The 20,103-nt window shown below is 69.7% G+C and carries 18 protein-coding genes; 8 read left to right on the top strand and 10 right to left on the bottom strand.

Annotated features, from left to right (window positions below):
* Position 1: 1 nt before the first annotated feature.
* Genes DT073_RS08970 through tkt form a run of 3 tightly spaced genes read right to left on the bottom strand, consistent with a single transcriptional unit; the run spans position 2 to position 4,907 of the window.
* Entirely contained in the window at positions 2 to 1,624 is a 1,623-nt protein-coding gene (locus DT073_RS08970) for a phosphoglucose isomerase-related protein (protein WP_124293079.1), read from the bottom strand.
* Positions 1,621 to 2,751, bottom strand: a complete 1,131-nt coding sequence (gene tal / locus DT073_RS08975; protein ID WP_124293080.1) for a transaldolase — start codon at positions 2,749 to 2,751, stop codon at positions 1,621 to 1,623. Before tal ends, DT073_RS08970 begins: the two co-directional genes overlap by 4 nt.
* 50 nt (positions 2,752 to 2,801) lie before the next feature.
* Positions 2,802 to 4,907, bottom strand: coding sequence for a transketolase (gene tkt, locus DT073_RS08980; protein WP_124293081.1), 2,106 nt, complete (start codon positions 4,905 to 4,907; stop codon positions 2,802 to 2,804).
* A 258-nt stretch (positions 4,908 to 5,165) separates the two neighbouring features.
* On the opposite strand from tkt, the gene DT073_RS08985 reads away from it, so the two are divergent.
* Positions 5,166 to 6,092, top strand: a complete 927-nt coding sequence (locus tag DT073_RS08985) for a heme o synthase (protein WP_124293082.1) — start codon at positions 5,166 to 5,168, stop codon at positions 6,090 to 6,092.
* 334 nt (positions 6,093 to 6,426) lie between these two features.
* On the opposite strand, the gene DT073_RS08990 is transcribed toward DT073_RS08985, so the two are convergent.
* Complete coding sequence (locus tag DT073_RS08990) at positions 6,427 to 7,524, bottom strand: COX15/CtaA family protein (RefSeq protein WP_124293083.1); 1,098 nt, start codon at positions 7,522 to 7,524, stop codon at positions 6,427 to 6,429.
* Between the two features lie 292 nt (positions 7,525 to 7,816).
* Between DT073_RS08990 and sufB the strand changes: the two genes are divergently transcribed.
* Genes sufB through DT073_RS09025 form a run of 7 tightly spaced genes read left to right on the top strand, consistent with a single transcriptional unit; the run spans position 7,817 to position 14,417 of the window.
* Positions 7,817 to 9,235 (top strand): Fe-S cluster assembly protein SufB, encoded by a 1,419-nt coding sequence (sufB, locus tag DT073_RS08995; RefSeq protein ID WP_124293084.1) that lies wholly within the window; start codon positions 7,817 to 7,819, stop codon positions 9,233 to 9,235.
* Positions 9,236 to 10,426, top strand: a complete 1,191-nt coding sequence (gene sufD / locus DT073_RS09000) for a Fe-S cluster assembly protein SufD (protein ID WP_124293085.1) — start codon at positions 9,236 to 9,238, stop codon at positions 10,424 to 10,426.
* Positions 10,423 to 10,749, top strand: a complete 327-nt coding sequence (locus DT073_RS09005) for a non-heme iron oxygenase ferredoxin subunit (protein WP_124293086.1) — start codon at positions 10,423 to 10,425, stop codon at positions 10,747 to 10,749. The genes sufD and DT073_RS09005 overlap by 4 nt, the downstream gene beginning before the upstream one ends.
* Positions 10,749 to 11,519, top strand: a complete 771-nt coding sequence (sufC, locus tag DT073_RS09010; RefSeq protein ID WP_124293087.1) for a Fe-S cluster assembly ATPase SufC — start codon at positions 10,749 to 10,751, stop codon at positions 11,517 to 11,519. The genes DT073_RS09005 and sufC overlap by 1 nt, the downstream gene beginning before the upstream one ends.
* A 24-nt stretch (positions 11,520 to 11,543) precedes the next feature.
* The gene (locus tag DT073_RS09015) at positions 11,544 to 11,873 is read left to right on the top strand and encodes a metal-sulfur cluster assembly factor (protein WP_124293088.1); all 330 of its coding nucleotides are present in this window, start codon (positions 11,544 to 11,546) and stop codon (positions 11,871 to 11,873) included.
* Positions 11,874 to 11,880: 7 nt separating this feature from the next.
* On the top strand, positions 11,881 to 13,032 hold the full coding sequence (locus tag DT073_RS09020) for a MalY/PatB family protein (protein WP_124293089.1): 1,152 nt from the start codon (positions 11,881 to 11,883) through the stop codon (positions 13,030 to 13,032).
* The gene (locus DT073_RS09025) at positions 13,029 to 14,417 is read left to right on the top strand and encodes an MFS transporter (protein ID WP_124293090.1); all 1,389 of its coding nucleotides are present in this window, start codon (positions 13,029 to 13,031) and stop codon (positions 14,415 to 14,417) included. The genes DT073_RS09020 and DT073_RS09025 overlap by 4 nt, the downstream gene beginning before the upstream one ends.
* Before the next feature lie 30 nt (positions 14,418 to 14,447).
* On the opposite strand, the gene DT073_RS09030 is transcribed toward DT073_RS09025, so the two are convergent.
* From DT073_RS09030 to DT073_RS09055, 6 genes are all read right to left on the bottom strand, one after another.
* The gene (locus DT073_RS09030) at positions 14,448 to 15,344 is read right to left on the bottom strand and encodes a siderophore-interacting protein (RefSeq protein ID WP_124293091.1); all 897 of its coding nucleotides are present in this window, start codon (positions 15,342 to 15,344) and stop codon (positions 14,448 to 14,450) included.
* Positions 15,341 to 16,177, bottom strand: a complete 837-nt coding sequence (locus DT073_RS09035; RefSeq protein WP_124293092.1) for an ABC transporter ATP-binding protein — start codon at positions 16,175 to 16,177, stop codon at positions 15,341 to 15,343. Before DT073_RS09035 ends, DT073_RS09030 begins: the two co-directional genes overlap by 4 nt.
* Complete coding sequence (locus tag DT073_RS09040) at positions 16,174 to 17,238, bottom strand: FecCD family ABC transporter permease (RefSeq protein WP_502697151.1); 1,065 nt, start codon at positions 17,236 to 17,238, stop codon at positions 16,174 to 16,176. Before DT073_RS09040 ends, DT073_RS09035 begins: the two co-directional genes overlap by 4 nt.
* A complete protein-coding gene (locus tag DT073_RS09045) occupies positions 17,235 to 18,284 on the bottom strand; it encodes a FecCD family ABC transporter permease (protein ID WP_240638484.1) in 1,050 nt (349 codons plus the stop codon). The genes DT073_RS09040 and DT073_RS09045 overlap by 4 nt, the downstream gene beginning before the upstream one ends.
* A gap of 16 nt (positions 18,285 to 18,300) precedes the next feature.
* Positions 18,301 to 19,317 (bottom strand): iron-siderophore ABC transporter substrate-binding protein, encoded by a 1,017-nt coding sequence (locus tag DT073_RS09050; protein ID WP_124293093.1) that lies wholly within the window; start codon positions 19,315 to 19,317, stop codon positions 18,301 to 18,303.
* Between the two features lie 137 nt (positions 19,318 to 19,454).
* On the bottom strand, positions 19,455 to 20,084 hold the full coding sequence (locus DT073_RS09055) for a biotin transporter BioY (RefSeq protein WP_124293094.1): 630 nt from the start codon (positions 20,082 to 20,084) through the stop codon (positions 19,455 to 19,457).
* Positions 20,085 to 20,103: the final 19 nt, after the last annotated feature.

Here is a 20,103-nt window from a genome sequence, read left to right on the forward strand (position 1 = left end):
CCTACTGGGCGGCTTCGAACAGGGAGAGGACCTCGGCCTGCGGGTCGGTCAGCGTGAGCGTCACGACCGGGCGGCCGTGACCGTCAGCCAGGACGCTGGCGTCACCGGCGGCCTGTGCCTGGATCAGCTGGCCGAAGGTGAAGGGGCGACCGGGGATCTCGAGGTCGACATCGGTCTGCTCGAGGATCTGCAGGTACACGCCCGTCGCGGGCCCGCCCTTGTGGTACTGACCCGTCGAGTGCAGGAACCGCGGACCCCAGCCGAAGGTGGTCGGGCGACCGGAGTCGGCGGCGACGAGCTCGCGGAGACCCTGGAGCTGCGGAAGGTCGAGTCGGTTGACGTACGCCTGGATCGAGACGTAGCCGTCGGCTGGAAGCTGCGCCCACAGGGCATCGAGCACGCCGGCGACGGTTCCTGATGCCGCGAGCGCCGGGTCGGAGACCCGCACCTCCACGCCGTCGAGGGTGAAGGCGGGTGCCGAGGGCTCCGGGCGGGCATCGAGCAGACCGCGGGCGGCGGTCTTGGCCGACTCCACGTCGGGCTGATCGAAGGGGTTGATCCCCAGCATCCGTCCTGCGATGGCCGTGGCGTACTCCCACACCATGAACTGGGCGCCGAGCGAACCGCTGACGAGGATCTCGCCCTCGTGACGCTCACGCAGGTGGAAGGCCCCCGCCTCGTCGACCAGGCGCACGATCTGCAGGTCGTCGGGCCGGGAGTCGAGCTCAGGGGAGACAGGGAGGAGCACGACCGGGAGGATGCCGGTGCCCTGCTTGCCGGTCGATTCGGCGATGAGCTGTTCGATCCAGTCGGGGAGCCCGACGATGTGGGTTCCATCGGTGACCAGGCCCAGCTTGTCGCGTCTCGGGGTTCCCCCGGCGATCGCCGCGGCCAGGATGAGCGCGGGATTCTCGGGACTGTCGACGGCGACTTCGAGAAGGGTGGCCTCGGCCTCGTCGAGCAGCTCGCCGATGTCCACGCCCGCCAGTCCCGCGGGCACGAGGCCGAAGGCGGTCAGCGCCGAGTAGCGACCACCGACCTCGGGGTCGGCGTTGAAGACGCGGTAGCCGTCGGCGCGCCCCGACTGATCCAGCGGCGAGCCGGGGTCGGTGACGATGACGATCCGCTCGGTCGGGTCGATCCCGAGGTCGCGGAAGGCCGCCTCGAAGGTGCGCTTGGCCGAGTCGGTCTCGACGGTCGACCCCGACTTCGAGGACACCACGAGCACGGTCTGCGAGAGGCCGCCGGCCTCGCTGTCGCCGTCGATCGCAGCGAGCACCTGGCCGGGAGCGGTGGAGTCGAGGATCACCAGGGGTACCCCCGAGGTCTGGGCGATCACCTCGGGGGCGAGGGACGATCCTCCCATTCCCGCGAGGACCACGCGGGTGACTCCCCGCGAGCGCAACTCGTCGCGGAGAGCCACGATCTCGGCGACGAGCGGACGCGACACCGACACCGCCTGCACCCAGCCGAGGCGCTTGGATGCCTCGGACTCCGCATCCGGACCCCACAGCGACGCATCGCCGGCGGTGATCCCCGACGCGACAAGGCTCGCGACCAGCCCCGGGAGCGTCTCGTCGACGACGGACTTGACACGCCCCGAGACGTGGATGTCGAAGCTCACTGAGCCGCCTCCTCGACGCTGGCGGGCGCCGCCTCGAGAGCCGCGGCGACCGTTCCCTGCAGCTCGTGCCAGGAGGCGATGAACTTCTCCACACCCTCCTTCTCCAGCACATCGGTGACGTCGTCGAAGTCGACGCCGACGGCCTTCAGCTGATCGAAGACCGCATACGCATCGGCGTAGTTGCCGGTGACGGTGTCGCCGGTCACGTCACCATGGTCGAAGGTCGCCTCGAGCGTCTTCTCCGGCATCGTGTTCACGGTGCCGGGCGCGACGAGCTCGGTCACGTAGAGGGTGTCGGGAAGGGCCGGATCCTTGACGCCGGTCGACGCCCAGAGGGGGCGCTGGACGCGGGCTCCGGCCTCGATGAGCGCCGTCGCGCGGTCGGTGGCGAACTCCCGCTCGTAGAGTTCGTACGCCAGGCGGGCGTTGGCCACGCCGGCACGGGACTTCAGCGCCCGTGCCTCATCGGTGCCGATCGACTCGAGGCGCTTGTCGACCTCGGTGTCCACGCGCGACACGAAGAACGACGCGACGGAGTGGATGGCGGAGATGTCGTGCCCGGCCTCTCGTGCCTTCTCGATGCCCGAGAGGTAGGCGTCGATGACGGCGGCGTACCGCTCGAGGCTGAAGATGAGGGTGACGTTGACCGAGATCCCCTCCGCGAGCACCTCGGTGATCGCGGGGAGACCCGCGAGGGTCGCAGGGATCTTGATGTGGACGTTCGGGCGGTCCACCCGGGCCCAGAGCTTCTTCGCCTCGGCGACCGTCGCAGCGGTGTCGTGCGCGAGGTCGGGCGAGACCTCGATCGAGACGCGGCCGTCGACCCCGTCGGTGGCGTCGAAGACCGGCCGCAGGATGTCGGCGGCCGAGCGGACGTCATCCGTCGTGATCTCGAAGATGGTGCGATCGACGTCTGCTCCGTCGGCGGAGAGCGCCGTGACCTGCGCCTCGTAGTCCTCGCCCTTGGCGAGGGCGCCGGCGAAGATCGTCGGATTGGTGGTGACGCCGCTGACGTTGCGGCTGTCGATCAGGCCGGCCAGGTTGCCGGATTCGATGCGCTGGCGGGACAGGTCGTCCAGCCAGATGCTGACGCCCTCTTCGACAAGACGTGCGGTGGGGGTGGTCATCAGGATCTCCTCAGTGCCTCGGGGGCTCAAGAGCGCGGTGGCTCGGTTGATCAGTGGGCGGCGGCCGTGGCCGCGATGGTCTCGCGGGCCGCCTCGACGACGGCCTCGGCGGTGATGCCGAACTTCTCGAACAGCGTCTTGTAGTCGGCCGACGCGCCGAAGTGCTCGATCGACACCGAGCGCCCACGATCGCCGACGATGCCGCGCCAGGGCAGCGCGATGCCCGCCTCGACCGAGACCCGCGCGCTCACGGCGGAGGGGAGCACCGATTCGCGGTAGGCCTCGTCCTGCTCGGCGAACCACTCCAGCGACGGAGCCGACACGACGCGGGCGTTCACGCCCTCGCCCCGCAGCGTCTCGCGCGCGGCCACGGCCAGCTGCACCTCGGAGCCCGTCGCGATCAGGATCACGTCGGGGCGTCCGTCAGGAGCCTCGGCCAGGACGTAGGCGCCTCGGGCCGCGCCATCGGCCGAGGCGAAGGTCTCGCCGGAGGCATCGCCCTCGCCCCGCTCGAACACCGGGATGTTCTGACGGGTGAGCGCCAGGCCCGCAGGGCCGTCGTGTCGGCGGAGCAGCTCCAGCCACACCACGGCGGTCTCGTTGGCGTCGGCCGGGCGGACCAGCGTGAAATTGGGGATGGCGCGCAGCGCGGCGAGCTGCTCGATCGGCTGGTGCGTGGGACCGTCCTCGCCGAGCGCGACGGAGTCGTGGGTCCACACGAACAGTGACGGGATGTTCATCAGGGCCGCCAGGCGCACCGACGGGCGCATGTAGTCGCTGAAGATGAGGAACGTTCCGCCGAAGGCGCGGGTCGGTCCGTGGAGCACGATGCCGTTGATGATCGCGCCCATCGCGTGCTCGCGGATTCCGAAGTGCAGCACGCGGCCGTACGGGTCACCCGACCACTCATGCGTGGACCAGACCTCGGGGATGAAGGACTTCGCGTCCTTGATCGTCGTGAGGTTCGACTCGGCGAGATCGGCGGAGCCGCCCCAGAGCTCGGGAAGCTGCGCGGCCAGGGCGTTGATGACCTGACCGGAGGCCGCGCGGGTGGAGACGTCCTTGCCGGCGGCGAAGACGGGCAGCGCGTCGCGGATGTCACCGGGGAGCTCCCGCGCCTGAATGCGGTCCCAGAGGGCCTTGCGCTCGGGGTGGGCTGCGGCCCAGGCGTCGAACTTCTCCTGCCACGCGGCGCGCGCCGCCGCGCCCCGCTCTCGAAGGGAGCGGGTGTGCGCGAGCACGTCGTCCGGCACCTCGAACGTCTCGTCCGGGTTCCAGCCGAGCACCTCTTTTGTGGCGCGCAGTTCGTCGGCGCCCAGGGCCGAGCCGTGGATCTTGCCGGTGTTCTGCTTGCCGGGGGAGGGCCAGCCGATGATGGTCTTCAGGATGATGATCGACGGCCGGTCGGTCTCGCCCTTGGCCTGCTCGATCGCCTCGTACAGCGCGGCGGCGTCTTCGACGTACTGCCCGGTCTTCTTCCAGTCGACCGTCTGCACGTGCCATCCGTATGACTCGTAGCGCTTCGCGACGTCTTCGGTGAAAGCGACGTTGGTGTCGTCCTCGATCGAGATCTGATTGGAGTCGTAGATGACGACGAGGTTGCCGAGGTTCTGGTGCCCGGCCAGCGACGACGCCTCGGAGGTGACACCCTCCTGGAGGTCACCGTCGGAGGCGATGACGTAGATGTGGTGGTCGAACGGGGATTCGCCTGCGGGGGTCTCGGGGTCGAACAGCCCGCGCTCGAAGCGCTGCGCATAGGCGAAGCCGACCGAAGAGGCCAGGCCCTGCCCGAGCGGACCGGTGGTGATCTCCACGCCGTCGGTGTGACCGAACTCGGGGTGACCCGGGGTCTTCGACCCCCAGGTTCGCAGCGCCTTCAGATCGTCGAGCTCGAGGCCGAAACCGCCGAGGTAGAGCTGCACGTACTGCGTCAGCGAGCTGTGGCCGGCGGAGAGGATGAAACGGTCACGGCCGGGCCAGTGCGTCTCGGCCGGATCGTGGTTCATCACCCGCTGGTAGAGAAGGTACGCCGCCGGGGCGAGGCTCATCGCGGTGCCGGGATGACCGTTGCCGACCTTTTCCACGGCGTCCGCCGCCAGGACTCGGGCGGTGTCCACCGCGCGTCGATCGATCTCTTCCCACCGCAATGCCGACACCCGGGCCGCCTTTCTCGAAGGTGCGTCCCGACGGCAGGCAATCCACGGCGAAGACCGGTGAGGTACAGGGGATTGGGCGCGGGGCGCGCGTGTGGCTTCAGCATAGCGAAGCGGCACATCCGGGCGAGCGACTGTGACAGGTCGCGACGAGCCGTTGACATCCCTCGGTCTTCGCGATAGAAACCTCCCGCCGGACGGAGCCCGCGCGCCATGACCTAGACTCGGAGGGGACTTTCTCGAGGCTCGCAACGGGGGACGATGGACATCTCAACGGCCGCCGGTGGCGCGATCACGCGCCACCGCCCGTCTCCGGGTCGTACCGTCCGTGCGTACATCGCGCTGACCAAGCCGCGCGTCCTCGAGCTGCTGCTGGTCACCACGGTGCCGGTGATGATCCTCGCGCAGAACGGACTGCCGAACCTCTGGCTCGTCCTCGCGACCGTGATCGGCGGTTCGTTGAGCGCCGGATCGGCCGCGGCGTTCAACATGTACCTCGACCGCGACATCGACGCCCACATGCAGCGCACCGAGAACCGTCCCCTGGTGACGGGGGAGGTCACCCCACGAGGGGCGCTGGTGTTCGCCTGGTCGCTCGCTGTGGCATCCACCCTCTGGCTTTTGCTGACGACCAATCCGCTCGCCGCCGGCCTGTCGGCGGGCGCGATCTTCTTCTACGTCGTCGTCTACACGATGATCCTCAAGCGCCGCACCGAGCAGAACATCGTCTGGGGCGGCATCGCCGGGTGCTTCCCGGTGCTGATCGGATGGACCGCGGTGACGGGGTCGCTGTCGTGGACGCCGTTCGTGCTGTTCCTGCTGGTGTTCCTGTGGACGCCGCCGCACTACTGGCCGCTGTCGATGAAGTACCGCGGCGACTACGCGGAGGTCGATGTGCCCATGCTCGGCGCGACTCGCACCGGCTCGCAGGTCGGACTGCAGGTGATCCTCTACGCCTGGGCGACCGTGGCGTGCTCGCTGCTGCTGATCCCCGTCGCCGGGATGGGACTCGTGTACACCGTGTCGGCTGTGGTGTTCGGCGGCTGGTTCATCTACGAGTCGCACCGCCTGTACAACCGAGCGGTGCGTGGCACTGAGCCGCGACCCATGCGCGTCTTCCACGCCTCGATCTCGTACCTCACCCTGCTCTTCGTCGCGATCGCCGTCGACCCGCTCCTGCCCTTCTGACGCGGCGCGGCCCTGCTTCTCATCGGCGCCGCGCGTCGGTACCGCGGGGATCGAGCGTGCCACGGTCCGACGAGGCGGATCCGACCGGGCGGCGGGAGATCACCGCGACTGCTGCGCGCGCGTTCGCTCCTGCTGGACGAAGGGGTGAGCCGACACGCGTTGAGGACCGCGCGGGACGAGGGACTGCGGGACGGTGACGCGGAGATCTTCCTTCGCGCAGTCGCCCTCGACCGATGCGTCCGAGGTTCGGCGAATCGCCGAGGAAGGGACGGAGGAAAGCGCGGGGCGAATGAACGGGGAGCGCGACCGCGAAGGGCGAACGGCGCAGCGGGGATCAGGCGCCGACGCCGGCGCGAGCCTCCGACGCGTCACGCGTGACGACGGGCACGCCGCCTGTCACCGGTCGGGTCAGGTGCAGCACCACCGCGGTCATGGCCGCCGCCGTGAGCGCGGCGAGGACCATGTGGATGCCCACCGCGAGGATCGGCAGACCGTTCCGGGCCTGGAAGAGACCCACGGCGATCTGGACCAGTTCCGACCCGAGCAGGATGATGCTCCATCGAGCGAGGAGCGGGCTTCGGTCTCGTTGCCGCCATGCGCCGATGACAAGGGCGATCGTCAGAGCGAACAGCACGTAGCTGGGCCAGGCGTGGATGTGTTCGAGGAGCTCGGCGTCGAATCCGCTCCTGCCGGCGTCGGCATCGCCCGAATGCGGGCCGGCCCCGGTGGTCAGGATGCCGAAGACGATCGTGACGATCAGGGCTGCGACCGCCGCTCTGGTCGTCCAACGCAACCACGCGGGGACGGCGGATTCGCGAGGCAGATCGGGTCGGTTCATCCGGACGAGGAAGGCCGCGGTGACGCACACGAGGACGACGGAGACGACGTAGTGGAAGCCGACGATGAAGGGGTTCAGACCCGTCAGCACCGTGATCCCCCCGACGAGAGCCTGCGCGACGACACCGATGAGCACCACCCAGGCCAACAGCACGAGGTCGCGTCGCGCCGAAGTCGTGCGGACGGAGCGGATCGCGGCCGCGATCACCGCGGCGAGCAGGACGCCGTTGGCGAGGGGTCCCGCCGGGATGTCGAGCGCGATGCCGAGCGCCACGGCCGCTCCGGCCCCCGCGATTCCGCCGGCAGCGAACCACAGGGTCGGGCCGAGAGCCCTGCGACCGCCGGTTCGGAGCACGATCAGAATGACGACGACGAGCGCGAGGATCCCCACCACGCCGGTGAGCGTGCGGTTCCCGAACTCGATCACGCCGTGGATCCCCATCTCGGGGGTGGGGACGATCGAATCGGCGGTACACCGCGGCCAGGTGGGGCAGCCGAGCCCCGAGCCGGTCAGCCGGACAGCCCCGCCGGTGCCGATGATGAGGACCTCGGCGACGAATGACAGCCACGCGAAGACGCGGAGCGGACGACTCATCCCCTCAGGCGCCCGGCGCGGGCGAGTCGACACGGGCGCGAGCGCGGACATGCGGGGACCTCCTGGGTCGGATGCCGCCGGGCACCCGGCGCGGGCCGGGGGGAAGGCGGAACCTGTAGAATCGAAGGGTTCGGTCGCGCGCCCTCGGGCGCAACCCCTTCTGAACAGTTTAGGCGTCCAGCGCGACGCCAGGAGCGGGTCGACCCCGCGACAATCCCTGCCGTTTCTCCCCGAGGCAGGGGGAATGTCGGAACGGAGAAATCCGTTGGGGCCCCGAGAGGAGAGTGTGACGATGTCGGATGTACTGATCGATCGCCCGGAGCTCGAAGGCCTGGGGGTGTACGAATTCGGATGGCACGACACAGACGCCGCCGGAGCGAGCGCCCGCCGCGGCATCAGCGAGGCGGTGGTGCGCGACATCTCCGCGATGAAGAACGAACCCGAATGGATGCTCAAGAACCGCCTCAAGGGGTTCCAGCTGTTCGGGCGCAAGCCCATGCCCACGTGGGGTGCCGACCTGTCGGAGATCGACTTCGACAACATCAAGTACTTCGTGCGCTCCACCGAGAAGCAGGCACAGTCCTGGGAGGACCTCCCCGAAGACATCAAGAACACCTACGAGCGACTCGGCATCCCCGAGGCCGAGCGGGCGCGTCTGGTCGCCGGCGTCGCGGCGCAGTACGAGTCCGAGGTCGTCTACCACCAGATCCAGGAGGATCTGGAGCGCCAGGGCGTCATCTTCATGGACACCGACACCGCGCTGAAGGAGCACCCCGAGTTCTTCGAGGAGTACTTCGGCACCGTGATCCCCGCCGGTGACAACAAGTTCGCCGCGCTGAACACCGCCGTGTGGTCGGGAGGCTCCTTCGTCTACGTCCCCAAGGGCGTGCACGTCGACATCCCCCTCCAGGCGTACTTCCGCATCAACACCGAGAACATGGGGCAGTTCGAGCGGACGCTGATCATCGCCGACGAAGGGTCGTACGTCCACTACATCGAGGGCTGCACCGCCCCGATCTACAAGAGCGACTCCCTGCACTCGGCCGTGGTCGAGATCATCGTGAAGAAGAACGCCCGCGTGCGCTACACGACGATCCAGAACTGGTCGAACAACGTCTACAACCTCGTCACCAAGCGTGCTGTCGCCCACGAGGGCGCCACGATGGAATGGGTCGACGGGAACATCGGCAGCAAGGTGACGATGAAGTACCCGTCGATCTTCCTGGTCGGCGAGCACGCCAAGGGCGAGACGCTCTCGGTCGCCTTCGCCGGTCCCGGTCAGCACCAGGACGCCGGCGCGAAGATGATCCACATGGCGCCGTACACCCAGTCGTCGATCGTGTCGAAGTCGATCGCCCGGGGCGGCGGTCGCGCCGGCTACCGCGGCGAGGTGAGGGTGGACGCCAATGCGCACCACTCCGCCAACACGGTGCGCTGCGATGCGCTGCTGGTCGACACGATCTCGCGATCCGACACCTACCCGGCGATCGACATCCGGGTCGACGACGTGCAGCTCGGTCACGAAGCGACGGTGTCGAAGGTCAGCGAGGAGCAGCTGTTCTACCTCATGAGCCGCGGTCTCCCCGAGGACGAGGCGATGGCCATGATCGTCCGCGGGTTCATCGAGCCCATCGCCCGTGAGCTGCCGATGGAGTATGCGATGGAACTGAACAAGCTCATCGAGATGGGCATGGAAGGCAGCGTCGGCTGAATGAGCTCCACCACGCAGGCACCCGTCGCGGTGCCGGGATCCACAGCGCACACCGACGGGGGGTGGGGCCTGGCTCCCATCCAGACCCGCTCCGAGCGTCCGCAGTCCTACGATCCGGCTGACTTCGGCGTCCCGACCGGGCGAGAGGTCAACTGGAAGCACACCCCGATCGAGCGTCTTGCGCCGCTGTGGCAGACGGATGACGCGGCGGCACGGCCGACGGGCATCACCGTCGGCGAGCACGTCGGTGTGACGGTCGACACCCTCGCCCCGGGTTCCGCGCCGCGCGGCGAGGTGTTCACGCCCGAGGACTACCCGGCGGCGCTGGCGTGGGTGCGCACGCCCGAAGCGACGCGCATCCGGCTGCGGTCGGGCGCCGAGCTGACCGAACCGGTCATCGTCGACGTCGTCGCCGATGCGGCGGCCACGTTCTCGCACCTCGTCATCGAGGCCGAACCGCACGCTCGCGGCACCGTGCTGCTGCGCCACGCCGGGCCCGCCCTCCTCGCCCAGAACGTCGAGATCATCGTCCGTGACGGCGCCGCCCTGACGGTCGTGTCGGTCCAGCGCTGGGACGACGACGCCGTCCACGCGGCGGCGCACCAGGCCCGTGTCGAGCGCGACGGCTCGCTGACGCATGTGGTGGTGAGCCTCGGCGGCTCGGTCGTCCGGGTGAACCCGTCCGTCGAACTGGCAGGGGCGGGGTCTCGTGCGCAGCTCTACGGCGTGTCGTTCTCGGACGCGGGCCAGCACCTCGAGAGCCAGGTCTACCTCCACCACAAGGGCCCGCACACGGTGGGAGATGTGCTCTACAAGGGCGCCCTCCAGGGTGAGAGCGCCCGGAGCGTCTGGATCGGCGACGTGCTCATCGGTCGCGACGCCGTGGGAACGGACTCGTACGAGGCGAACCGCAACCTCGTCCTCACCGACGGTGCCCGCGCCGATTCCATCCCCAACCTCGAGATCGAGACCGGAGACATCGCCGGCGCCGGTCACGCCAGCGCCACCGGGCGCTTCGACGACGAGCAGCTGTTCTACCTGCAGGCCCGGGGCATCCCCGAGGCGGAGGCACGGCGGCTGGTCGTCCTGGGCTTCCTCGGCGAGATCGTCCAGCGCATCGGCATCCCGACGCTGGAGGAGGAGCTGATCGCGGCCATCGAGCGCGAACTCGAGGAAGGAGCGGCCGCGTGAGCGCGACCCGCGTCTGTGCCCTCAGCGACCTCGAGCAGGACTCCGCCCTGCGTGTGGAGGTCGACGGAGTGGCCATCGCCGTCGTCCTCGACGCCGCCGGCGAGGTCCACGCCATCGGCGACACCTGCACGCACGGCGACATCTCGCTCGCCGAGGGCTTCGTCGACGGTGACACTCTGGAGTGCTGGGCCCATGGCTCGGCGTTCTCGCTGCGCACCGGCAAACCCCTCAACCTCCCCGCATACGAACCCGTCCCGGTCTTCGAAGTGACCATCGACGGCAACGACGTGCTCATCGACCCGAATGTGAAGAAGGACATCTGATGACTGTGCTCGAGATCCGCGACCTCCATGTCACGGTCGAGACCGACGCCGGGACCACCCCGATCCTCAACGGCGTGACCCTGACCGTCCGTACCGGCGAGACCCACGCGATCATGGGGCCCAACGGCTCCGGCAAGTCGACGCTGGCGTACACCATCGCCGGGCACCCGAAGTACACCGTCACGAGCGGATCGATCACCCTCGACGGCGAAGACGTGCTGGAGATGTCGGTCGACGAGCGGGCGCGCGCGGGGCTCTTCCTCGCCATGCAGTACCCGGTCGAGATCCCCGGTGTCACGGTGACCAACTTCCTGCGCACCGCCAAGACCGCGATCGACGGCGAGGCGCCGGCCATCCGGACGTGGACGAAGGACGTCAAGGCGTCCATGAAGAGCCTCCGCATCGATCCGAAGTTCGCCCAGCGCAACGTCAACGAGGGATTCTCCGGCGGTGAGAAGAAGCGTCACGAGATCCTTCAGCTCGAGCTGCTGAAGCCGCAGATCGCCGTGCTCGACGAGACCGACTCCGGTCTCGACGTCGATGCGCTGAAGATCGTATCCGAGGGTGTCAACCGCGCCAAGGAGGACACCGATCTCGGCGTGCTCCTCATCACGCACTACACCCGCATCCTCCGCTACATCCGCCCCGACTTCGTCCACGTGATGGTCAACGGCCGCATCGCGGAAGAGGGCGGCCCCGAACTCGCGGAGCGCCTGGAGGAAGAGGGCTACGACCGCTTCATCGGCGATGAGACGCCGGTCGACGCCTGAGATGACCCCGCGTAGGATGCAGCCATGACCGCGACGCTCAGCCCGGAGAAGTTCGACGAGGTCACCGAAGCCCTCAAGGACGTGATGGACCCCGAACTGGGGATCAATGTCGTCGACCTGGGTCTCATCTACGACCTCGCATGGGATGACGAGAACGATGCCCTCGTCATCCACATGACCCTCACGTCGGCTGGGTGCCCGCTGACCGACGTCCTCGAGGAGCAGACCGCTCAGGCGTTGGACGAGGTCGTCGAGCGCTTCCGCATCAACTGGGTGTGGATGCCGCCGTGGGGCCCCGAGCGGATCACCGACGACGGGCGCGACATGATGCGCGCGCTCGGCTTCGCGATCTGACGCAGGGGTGCAGCCCCTCGAGGCCCTTCCGCTGGCCGATCTGCGGGAGCGATCCAGCGCGAAATGGCGGGCGTACCCCGCTGACGTGCTGCCGCTCTTCGTCGCCGAGACCGACTTCGCGCTGGCTCCGGCGATCTCGGCCCGGTTGCGCCGCGCCGTCGAGCTCGGGGATACCGGCTACACCGCGCCGGGGTCGGGCGTCCGCGAAGCGTACGCCGGATTCGCGGGGCGGCGCTTCGGCTGGCATCCGGATCCCGCCCTCATGCGGACCACGTGCGATGTGATGATGGGGGTCGTCGAGATCCTGCGTCAGGTCACCCGCCCGGGCGACCGGGTGATCGTCATGCCGCCCGTCTACCCGCCCTTCTTCGACGCGGTGGCCGAGGCCGGCGCCGTGGTCTCGCGCGTCCCTCTCGTCGAGGGACCGGAGGGGCCGGAGATCGACCTCGCCGGTGTCGATGCGGCTCTCGCGGCGGGCGCCCGGGCGATCTTGCTGTGCCACCCGCACAACCCCACCGGGACCGTGCACCAGCGACGAACCCTGGAGCGCCTGGCCGAGCTCGCCGCCGCCCACGATGCCGTCGTCCTGAGCGACGAGATCCACGCTCCTCTGGCGCAACCCGATGCCGGGTTCGTGCCGTTCCTGGCGGTCTCCGACACAGCAGCGTCGGTCGGCTTCGCCCTGGTGAGCGCCAGCAAGGCGTTCAATCTCGCGGGTCTGAAGTGCGCGATCATGGTCGCCGCGACCCCCGAGCGCTTCGGAACCCTCCGATCGCTCCCTGTCGAGGTCGAATGGCGCACGGGCATCTTCGGTGCGCATGCGGCGATCGCGGCGTTCGCCGACAGCGACGAGTGGCTGGGCGCGCTCCTGGCTCGGCTCGACGTCAATCGCCGGCTCCTCGACGATCTCCTCGCCGCCCACCTCCCTCTCGCCCGCTTCCGCATTCCTCCCGCGGGATACCTCGGGTGGGTCGATCTGAGCGCGTACGAATGGGGGGATGACCCGGGGCGGCGCATTCTCCGGGAGGCACGCGTCGCGTTCCACTTCGGTCCGCAGTTCGGTGCGGAGGGTCGCGGACACGTGCGGATCAACTTCGGCTGCGATCCCGACGTGCTGCGCGAGGCCGTGGCGCGGGTCGGTGCCCTCGCACGCGCATGACCTCCTCTCGCGCTCCGGTCGACGTCGCACCCTCGTCCGTCTGGGGTCCGCCGTTCCTCTGGGTGACCGTCGGTGCGGTCGCCCTGATCTTCCTCGCGGCGACGCAGGCGCTCGCGGTGACCACGGTGATGCCGGTGGTCAGCGCCGACCTCGACGGCGACCGCCTCTATGCCGTCGCTTTCGCCGGGACCCTCGCAACCAGTGTCATCGGCATGGTGGCGGCGGGTGCCTGGTGCGACCGGGGCGGTGTGCTGGCGCCTCTCAGCACTGCGGTGGGACTGTTCGTGATCGGTCTTCTGATCGCCGGGCTGGCGCCCAGCATGCCTGCTCTCGTCGCCGGACGACTCGTGCAGGGTCTCGGAACCGGCGGGCAGACGGTCGCCCTGTACGTCGTCGTCGCGCGGGTGTACCCCGGGACCGTCCACGGACGCGTCTTCGCGGCCTTCTCGGCAGCCTGGGTCGTCCCTTCGCTCATCGGCCCCTTCCTGGCCGGAGCCGTCGCGGAGTTCCTGCACTGGCGCTGGGTGTTCCTGGGGGTGGCGGTGCTCACCATCGTCGCTTACCTGCTCGTGGTGGCGCGTCTGCACGGCCTGCCGCTCCACACCGACGAACCGGCCACGGCGCGGGTCGGGCCGCGGCTCGCGTGCGCGTTCGTCGTCGCCATCGGCGCGCTCGGACTCAGCCTGGCCGGCGAACTCGGCAGATGGGCGTGGCTTGCGGTCATCGCCTCGGTCGTCGTCGTCGCGCTCGCAGCGCGTCCGCTCCTGCCGCCCGGCGCTCTGCGCGCCGCCCACGGGCTGCCCAGTGTGGTCCTGATGCGCGGGCTCATCGCGGGAGCGCTGTTCGGGGCCGAGATCTACATCCCCTACCTGCTCATCGACGATTACGGCTTCTCGCCGACCTGGGCTGGTCTGGGGCTCACGGCGGCCGCGTTGGCGTGGGCGGGCGCGGCGGAGGTGCAGGGCCGTATCGGAGACCGCCTCGGCAACACCCGCATCACCGTCATCGGCACCGCGCTGCTGGTCGCCTCGCTCCTCATCGCGGTGGCGACGGCGCTGCTGAGCCTCACCCCCGCGGTCCTCGTCGCCGGATGGAGCCTCGCGGGCGCCGGAATGGGATTGATGTACCCGCGACTGACAGTGCTGACGCTGGCGTATTCGACACCGCAGAATCAGGGATTCAACTCCTCGGCGCTGTCGATCTCGGACGCCGTCGGCTCGGCGTCATCCATCGCGGTGATGGGGCTGGTCTTCACGCTGCTGACGGGGACGGATGCCGGGTTCCCGGCCGTCTTCGTGATCGGCACGCTTCTCGCACTCGCCGCGCTGGTCCCGGGCCTCCGCCTCGGCCACGCACACGAGGCGCGATCGACGACCGTGGCCTGAGACCCGCGCCGTCGTCGATCTCCTCGCAGCTCAGTTCTCAGCACGGCCGAGCCGCCAGTAGCCCATGAAGGCCACGGCACGCCGGTCCACGCCCTGCTCCGTGACGAGGTGCCGCCGAAGGGTCTTGATCGCGCTCGCCTCACCGGCCAGCCAGGAGTACAGTGGCGCCCTTTTGAGGGCCGCGCCGCCCTTGGCGGTGCGGGGAACCTCCCAGAGGATTCCCTCGTCGATGTCGATCTCCTCGATCTCGCCCCCGCGCCCCGACGGGGCCAGACGCTGAACGGCGTCCTCGACCGCCGCGACGAGGTGGGTGTGCCGCGGCCCGTCGCCCCGGGCGGCGACGAGGTAGTCGAAGCCGGGATGGCGCGGCAGGTAGTCGAGATCGCCCTCATGCGGCACCTCCACCGCCACGACTCCTCGGGCGTCGGGGGCCAGCTGCTCCAGGATCACCGCGATGGCGGGGGCCGCGGTCTCGTCACCGGCCAGAAGCAGGTTCTCGGTGTGCCGGGGCGGGACGAAGTCGATTCCGAGGCTCACGCCCCGATCCGCTGTCGTCGGGGCGAGGATCAGCACCTCGTCGCCCTCAGCGGCAGCGGCGATCCACGCCGACGCCGGACCGGAGATCTCGTGGGCGACCATGTCGATGTCGACCTCCCGGACGGCGTGGCGCACGGCGCGGGTGGTGTAGGTGCGAAAGGGCAGACGCCCGTCGTCGGGCTGCGCGCGCCACCGGGTGTACCAGTCCTCGCCGGTGGGCATCGAATCGAGGGGGAGGCTCGCTGTGGGGAAGACCACCTTCACCCGCTGGTCGTACCCGGGATCCCCGTACTGGTCGAGGTCATCTCCGACGAACGTGAACCGACGGAAGCTCGGGGTCAGGTCGGTGATGCGCGAGACGCGCACGCGGAAGAAGCGCATGGCGCTCATCGGGAAGCCTCCGTGATGGGGTGGGCGTCGGTGCGGGTGGCGTGGTGGCGGCCGCGGGGGAGGACGATCGGCGCGCCCGAGACAGGATCGTCGATGACGACGGCGTCCAGGTCGAAGACCTCATCGATCAGTCGCCGCGTGAGGATGTCCCGCGGCGGGCCCTCGGCGACGACGCGGCCGTCACGAAGGGCGAACAGGTGATCGGCGTAGCGGGCGGCGAGATTCATGTCGTGAAGCACCATCACGATCGTCGTGCCGCGGTCGCGATTCAGATCCGTGAGGAGGTCCAGCACCTCGATCTGGTGGGCGACGTCGAGGAACGTGGTCGGCTCGTCCAGCAGCAGGACGTCCGTCTCCTGCGCGAGGGCCATCGCGATCCACACCCGCTGACGCTGGCCCCCGGAGAGCTCGTCCATGGCTCGATCGGCCAGGTCGGCGACACCCGTGGCCTCGAGCGCCTGCGCGACGACCTCGTAGTCGCGGGTGCTCCACCGCGCGAGCGGACGCTGGTGCGGGTGGCGGCCGCGACCGACGAGGTCGGCCACGGCGATCCCCTCCGGCGCGACCGGACTCTGGGGGAGGAGTGCCAGCATCCTGGCGACCTCCTTGGACTTCCGCGTGTGCAGCGCCTCGCCGTCCAGGACCACGCGTCCCGACTGGGGAGCGAGCAGGCGGGCCAGCGCGCGCAGAAGCGTGGACTTCCCGCAGCCGTTCGCACCGATGATCGCGGTGACCCGACCGGACGGGACGACGAGATCTAGCTCTGGCACGATCAGCCGACTCCCGTAGGCGAGGGTGAGCCCCTCGGCGGCCAGGCGATGGGCGGTGGTCATAGCGAGCCTCCGGAGCGGTTCGTCCTGATGAGGAGGTAGATGAGGTAGGGGGCGCCGAGGACGCCCGTGATGACGCCGACCGGCAGACGGTTCTCGAAGGCGAATTGGCCGACGAGATCCGCGCTGAGGACGAGGAGCGCGCCGACGAGTCCCGCGGGCACGAGGAGCGACCCGGCGGACCCGATGAGACGCGCCGCGATCGGCCCGGCCATGAACGCCACGAACGCGATGGGCCCCGTGGCCGCCGTCGCGAAGGCGAGGAGCGCGACGGCGGCGACGATGAGAAGAAGCCGACTGCATGTCAGGGCGACGCCGAGGGCCGCCGCGGTGTCGTTCCCGAGCCGAAGCACATCGAGATTGCGGGTCTGGCCGATCATCACCGGGACGAGGATCGCCGCGGCGATCACGACGGGGGTCAGGGTCTGCCAGTCGGCGCCGTTGAGGCTGCCGGTGAGCCATCGCATCGCGACCTGCAGATCCCAGACCGCTGCCCGGGAGAGGACGGAGGTGATGACACTGTCGAGCATCGCGGCGACACCGATGCCAATGAGGATCAGGCGCGTTCCGGCGAACCCGTCCTTGTGGGCCAGGAGCCAGATCACGAGCGCGGTCGCGAGCGCGCCGGCGAGGGCCAGGAGCGATACCGCCGTCTCCGACAGGGAGAGCACCACGATGCCGGTCACCGCTGCGGCACTGGCCCCTGCGCTGATCCCGATGATGTCGGGGGATGCCAGCGGATTGCGCAGGAGGGATTGGAAGGTGACCCCGGCCGTCCCGAATGCGAACCCGGCGAACAGGCCCAGGAGAGCGCGGGGGAGTCGCAGCTCGCCCACGGTGAACGAGGCCCCGGTGACCTGTTCGCCGAGAAGGACCCGGAACACGTCGCCCGGTCCGTAGAAGGTGTTGCCGATCATCAGCGACACGGCGAAGACCGTCGCGATCGCCATGGAGAGCGCCCCGATGACAGCGGCCCGACGGGTCGCCCGCCGTCGACGCCCACGCGCAATCGTCCCCGCGGTCGTCGAGGCCGCGAGGACGCCGTGGGTGCGCACGGCGGTCACAGTTCACGCACCCGTTGCCGGCGGACGATCCAGATGAAGAAGGGGGCGCCGATGAGGGCGGTGAGGATGCCGACCTCGATCTCCTCCGGTCGCGCGACGATCCGACCGATCACGTCGGCGACGAGGAGGAGATCGGCGCCGACGACGGCCGAGAGGGGCAGCAGCCAGCGATGGTCGGTCCCGATGAGCAGCCGGCAGAAGTGCGGGATGACGAGGCCGACGAACCCGATGGGGCCGGCCACGGCGGTCGCCGCGCCGCAGAGGATGACAGCGCCGGCGGAGGACAGCAGACGGGTCCGGCCCACGTTCTCGCCCAGCCCGGCGGCGAGGTCGTCGCCGAGCGCCAGGGAGTTCATGCCGCGGGCCGTGATCAGGCAGATGAGCGCGCCGAGGGCGAGGACGGGCAGGACGGCGAGGAGTCGGTCCCAGGTGGCGCCGCCCACGCCTCCGATCTGCCAGAACCGGAAGGTCTCCATCACGTCCACCCGGGGGAGGAGAATGGCGCTGACCAGCGATGCGAAGGCCGCGGAGACCGCGGCGCCCGCCAGCGCGAGCTTGAGCGGAGTCGCGCCGCCGCGTCCGAGCGACCCGACCGCGTACACGAAGACGGCGGCTCCCCCCGCACCGGCGATCGCGAGACCCATGGTGCTCCAGGGGTCGCTCATGCCGAAGAACGCGAGTCCGATGACCACCGCCAGTGCCGCCCCGCCGGAGACGCCGAGGATCCCCGGATCGGCCAGCGGATTGCGGGTGACGGCCTGCATCGTCGCCCCGGCCAGGGCGAGAGCGGCCCCCACGACCGCGGCGAGCACCGTCCGGGGGACGCGTGCGACCACGGCGGCCTCTCCGACGGTGTCGGTGCGGCCCGAGAGGGCGGCGAAGAGCTCTGACACGGTGATGTCGCGCGCTCCGAAGGCGATCGATGCGGCGCACAGCACCACCAGCAGGACGATCGACGCCCCCAGCCACGCCCACCGCACCCCTGCCGGACGCCGCAGAGGAGCAGCGGCGTCCGGCAGGAGCGCAGGGGTGGCCGAGGTCGTCACGATCGAGCGAGGGCGATCAGTTCAGGGCGCCGTCGAGAAGCGCGAAGTACTCCTCGATGCCCCAGCCGATCGACAGCGGCGAGGGGTTCGCCGACGCGGCGAGGGGCGTGCTGTTCTCGAGGACCGCGATGTCGCCGTTCGCGATCGCAGGAATCTGCGAGAGCAGCGGGTCGGCCTGCAGCTGCGAGACGAGGGCGCCGTCGGCGTCACCGTAGGTGACGAAGACGTCGACGTCGTCGAAGCGGTCGGCTTCCTCGGCGCTGACGCTGAGGTAGAACTCCTCGGTGTCCGCCGACATCTCCTCGACCGCGGTCGGCAGCGGCATCCCGAGGGAGGCGAGGAAGCCGGGGCGGGTGTCCAGGGCCGTGTAGAACCCGATCTGACTGAGGTCGGCGGGGTCGAGATACGAGAACAGCACCTTCGCCTCGGCGAGGTCGGGGTGAGCGGCGAGAGCCTCGTCCACCTGCGCGTGCAGGTCGTCGATGAGGGCGATGCCGTCCTCCGCACGTCCGAGCGCGGCGGAGTTCAGCTCGATCATCTCCTCATAGGAGGTGCCCCACGCCACCTCGGGGTAGGCCACCACGGGAGCGATCTTCGACAGCGTGTCGTAGTCCTCCTGCGTCAGGCCCGAGTAGGCGGCGAGGATCACGTCGGGCTGGGTGTCGGCGACGGCTTCGAAGTCGATGCCGTCGGTCTCGTCGAACAGCACCGGTGTCTCGGCGCCGAGCGCGTCGAGCTGGTCCTCCACCCACGGCAGCACGCCGTCGCCGTCGTCGTCGCCCCAGGTGGCCTTGCTCATCCCGACCGGAACGATTCCCAGTGCGAGCGGCACCTCATGATTGCCCCACGCGACGGTCGCGATGCGCTCGGGCTCGTCGCTGATCGTCGTCTCGCCGAAGGCATGGGTGATGGTCACCGGGAAGGGGCCCTCCGCCGAGGTGGCCGCATCGGCAGTCGTGCCGGTGGCGGCCGAGCCGGCGCAGCCGGCCAGCGCGAGAGTGACGACGAGGCCGGCGCTCAGCGCTGCAGCCATGCGGAAGTGAGTCAAGGAAGCCTCCAGGAGATTAGGACAGCCTTACTTTACCTGAGGCGGTGTGTGCGCCCGTTCCGAATGACGAAACCCCGGCCGCGGGGCCGGGGTTTCGCTCGGGGTCGAGAGATCGAGAGGTGTCAGCGACGATCCAGTCTGCGCACGAGCGCCCAGGCGCCGGGGATGAGAGCGGCCGCGATCGCGGCCTTGATGATGCCTCCGACGATGAAGGGGAACAGACCCGCTTCGAGAACCTGCCAGAACGACAGATCCATTCCGAGGACGGCGTTGAGGATGAGGGCCATGTAGGGGATGCCGAAGAGGAACGGGATCGCGCTCGCCGCGACGAAGCCGAGGAACGCCAGGGCGGGCCGCCGGTCCCAGGCGCGCTCGGCGAACCATCCTGCGACGGCCGCAGCCGCGATGAAGCCGATGATGAATCCGAAGCTCGGCTTGGCCACCGCCGCGATCGTCCCGGTGAAGTCGGCGAAGACGGGCAGGCCCGCGAGCCCGGCGAGCAGGTAGACCGTGAGGCTGGCGGCGCCGCGGCGGGCTCCGAGGGCGGCGCCGACCACGATCACGCCGAGCGTCTGTCCGGTAATGGGCACGGGCCACAGCGGGATCGACACCTGCGCCAGAACGGCGACGAACAGCGCGCCGGCGGACACCAGGGCGGCGTCGACGGCGAAGGCGCGGGTACGGGACGAGGGGCGCGCCACGACGTCTGCGAGGACGCGACGAGGGCGGGGAGCGACGGCGATCGATGACATGGGCTCAGCCTAGAAGACA

This window comes from Microbacterium sp. ABRD28 (assembly GCF_003850245.1).
In the GTDB taxonomy this organism is placed as follows: domain Bacteria; phylum Actinomycetota; class Actinomycetes; order Actinomycetales; family Microbacteriaceae; genus Microbacterium.

Bases quoted from the DNA above. Each gene is read 5' to 3' on its own strand.
- DT073_RS09015 (WP_124293088.1), top strand. From the start codon at position 11,544: ATGACCGCGACGCTCAGCCCGGAGAAGTTCGACGAGGTCACCGAAGCC.
- sufD (WP_124293085.1), top strand. From the start codon at position 9,236: ATGAGCTCCACCACGCAGGCACCCGTCGCGGTGCCGGGATCCACAGCG.
- sufC (WP_124293087.1), top strand. From the start codon at position 10,749: ATGACTGTGCTCGAGATCCGCGACCTCCATGTCACGGTCGAGACCGAC.
- DT073_RS08990 (WP_124293083.1), bottom strand. From the start codon at position 7,524: ATGAGTCGTCCGCTCCGCGTCTTCGCGTGGCTGTCATTCGTCGCCGAG.
- DT073_RS09035 (WP_124293092.1), bottom strand. From the start codon at position 16,177: ATGACCACCGCCCATCGCCTGGCCGCCGAGGGGCTCACCCTCGCCTAC.
- DT073_RS08985 (WP_124293082.1), top strand. From the start codon at position 5,166: ATGGACATCTCAACGGCCGCCGGTGGCGCGATCACGCGCCACCGCCCG.
- DT073_RS09030 (WP_124293091.1), bottom strand. From the start codon at position 15,344: ATGAGCGCCATGCGCTTCTTCCGCGTGCGCGTCTCGCGCATCACCGAC.
- DT073_RS09025 (WP_124293090.1), top strand. From the start codon at position 13,029: ATGACCTCCTCTCGCGCTCCGGTCGACGTCGCACCCTCGTCCGTCTGG.
- DT073_RS09055 (WP_124293094.1), bottom strand. From the start codon at position 20,084: ATGTCATCGATCGCCGTCGCTCCCCGCCCTCGTCGCGTCCTCGCAGAC.
- sufB (WP_124293084.1), top strand. From the start codon at position 7,817: ATGTCGGATGTACTGATCGATCGCCCGGAGCTCGAAGGCCTGGGGGTG.
- tal (WP_124293080.1), bottom strand. From the start codon at position 2,751: ATGACCACCCCCACCGCACGTCTTGTCGAAGAGGGCGTCAGCATCTGG.
- DT073_RS09050 (WP_124293093.1), bottom strand. From the start codon at position 19,317: ATGGCTGCAGCGCTGAGCGCCGGCCTCGTCGTCACTCTCGCGCTGGCC.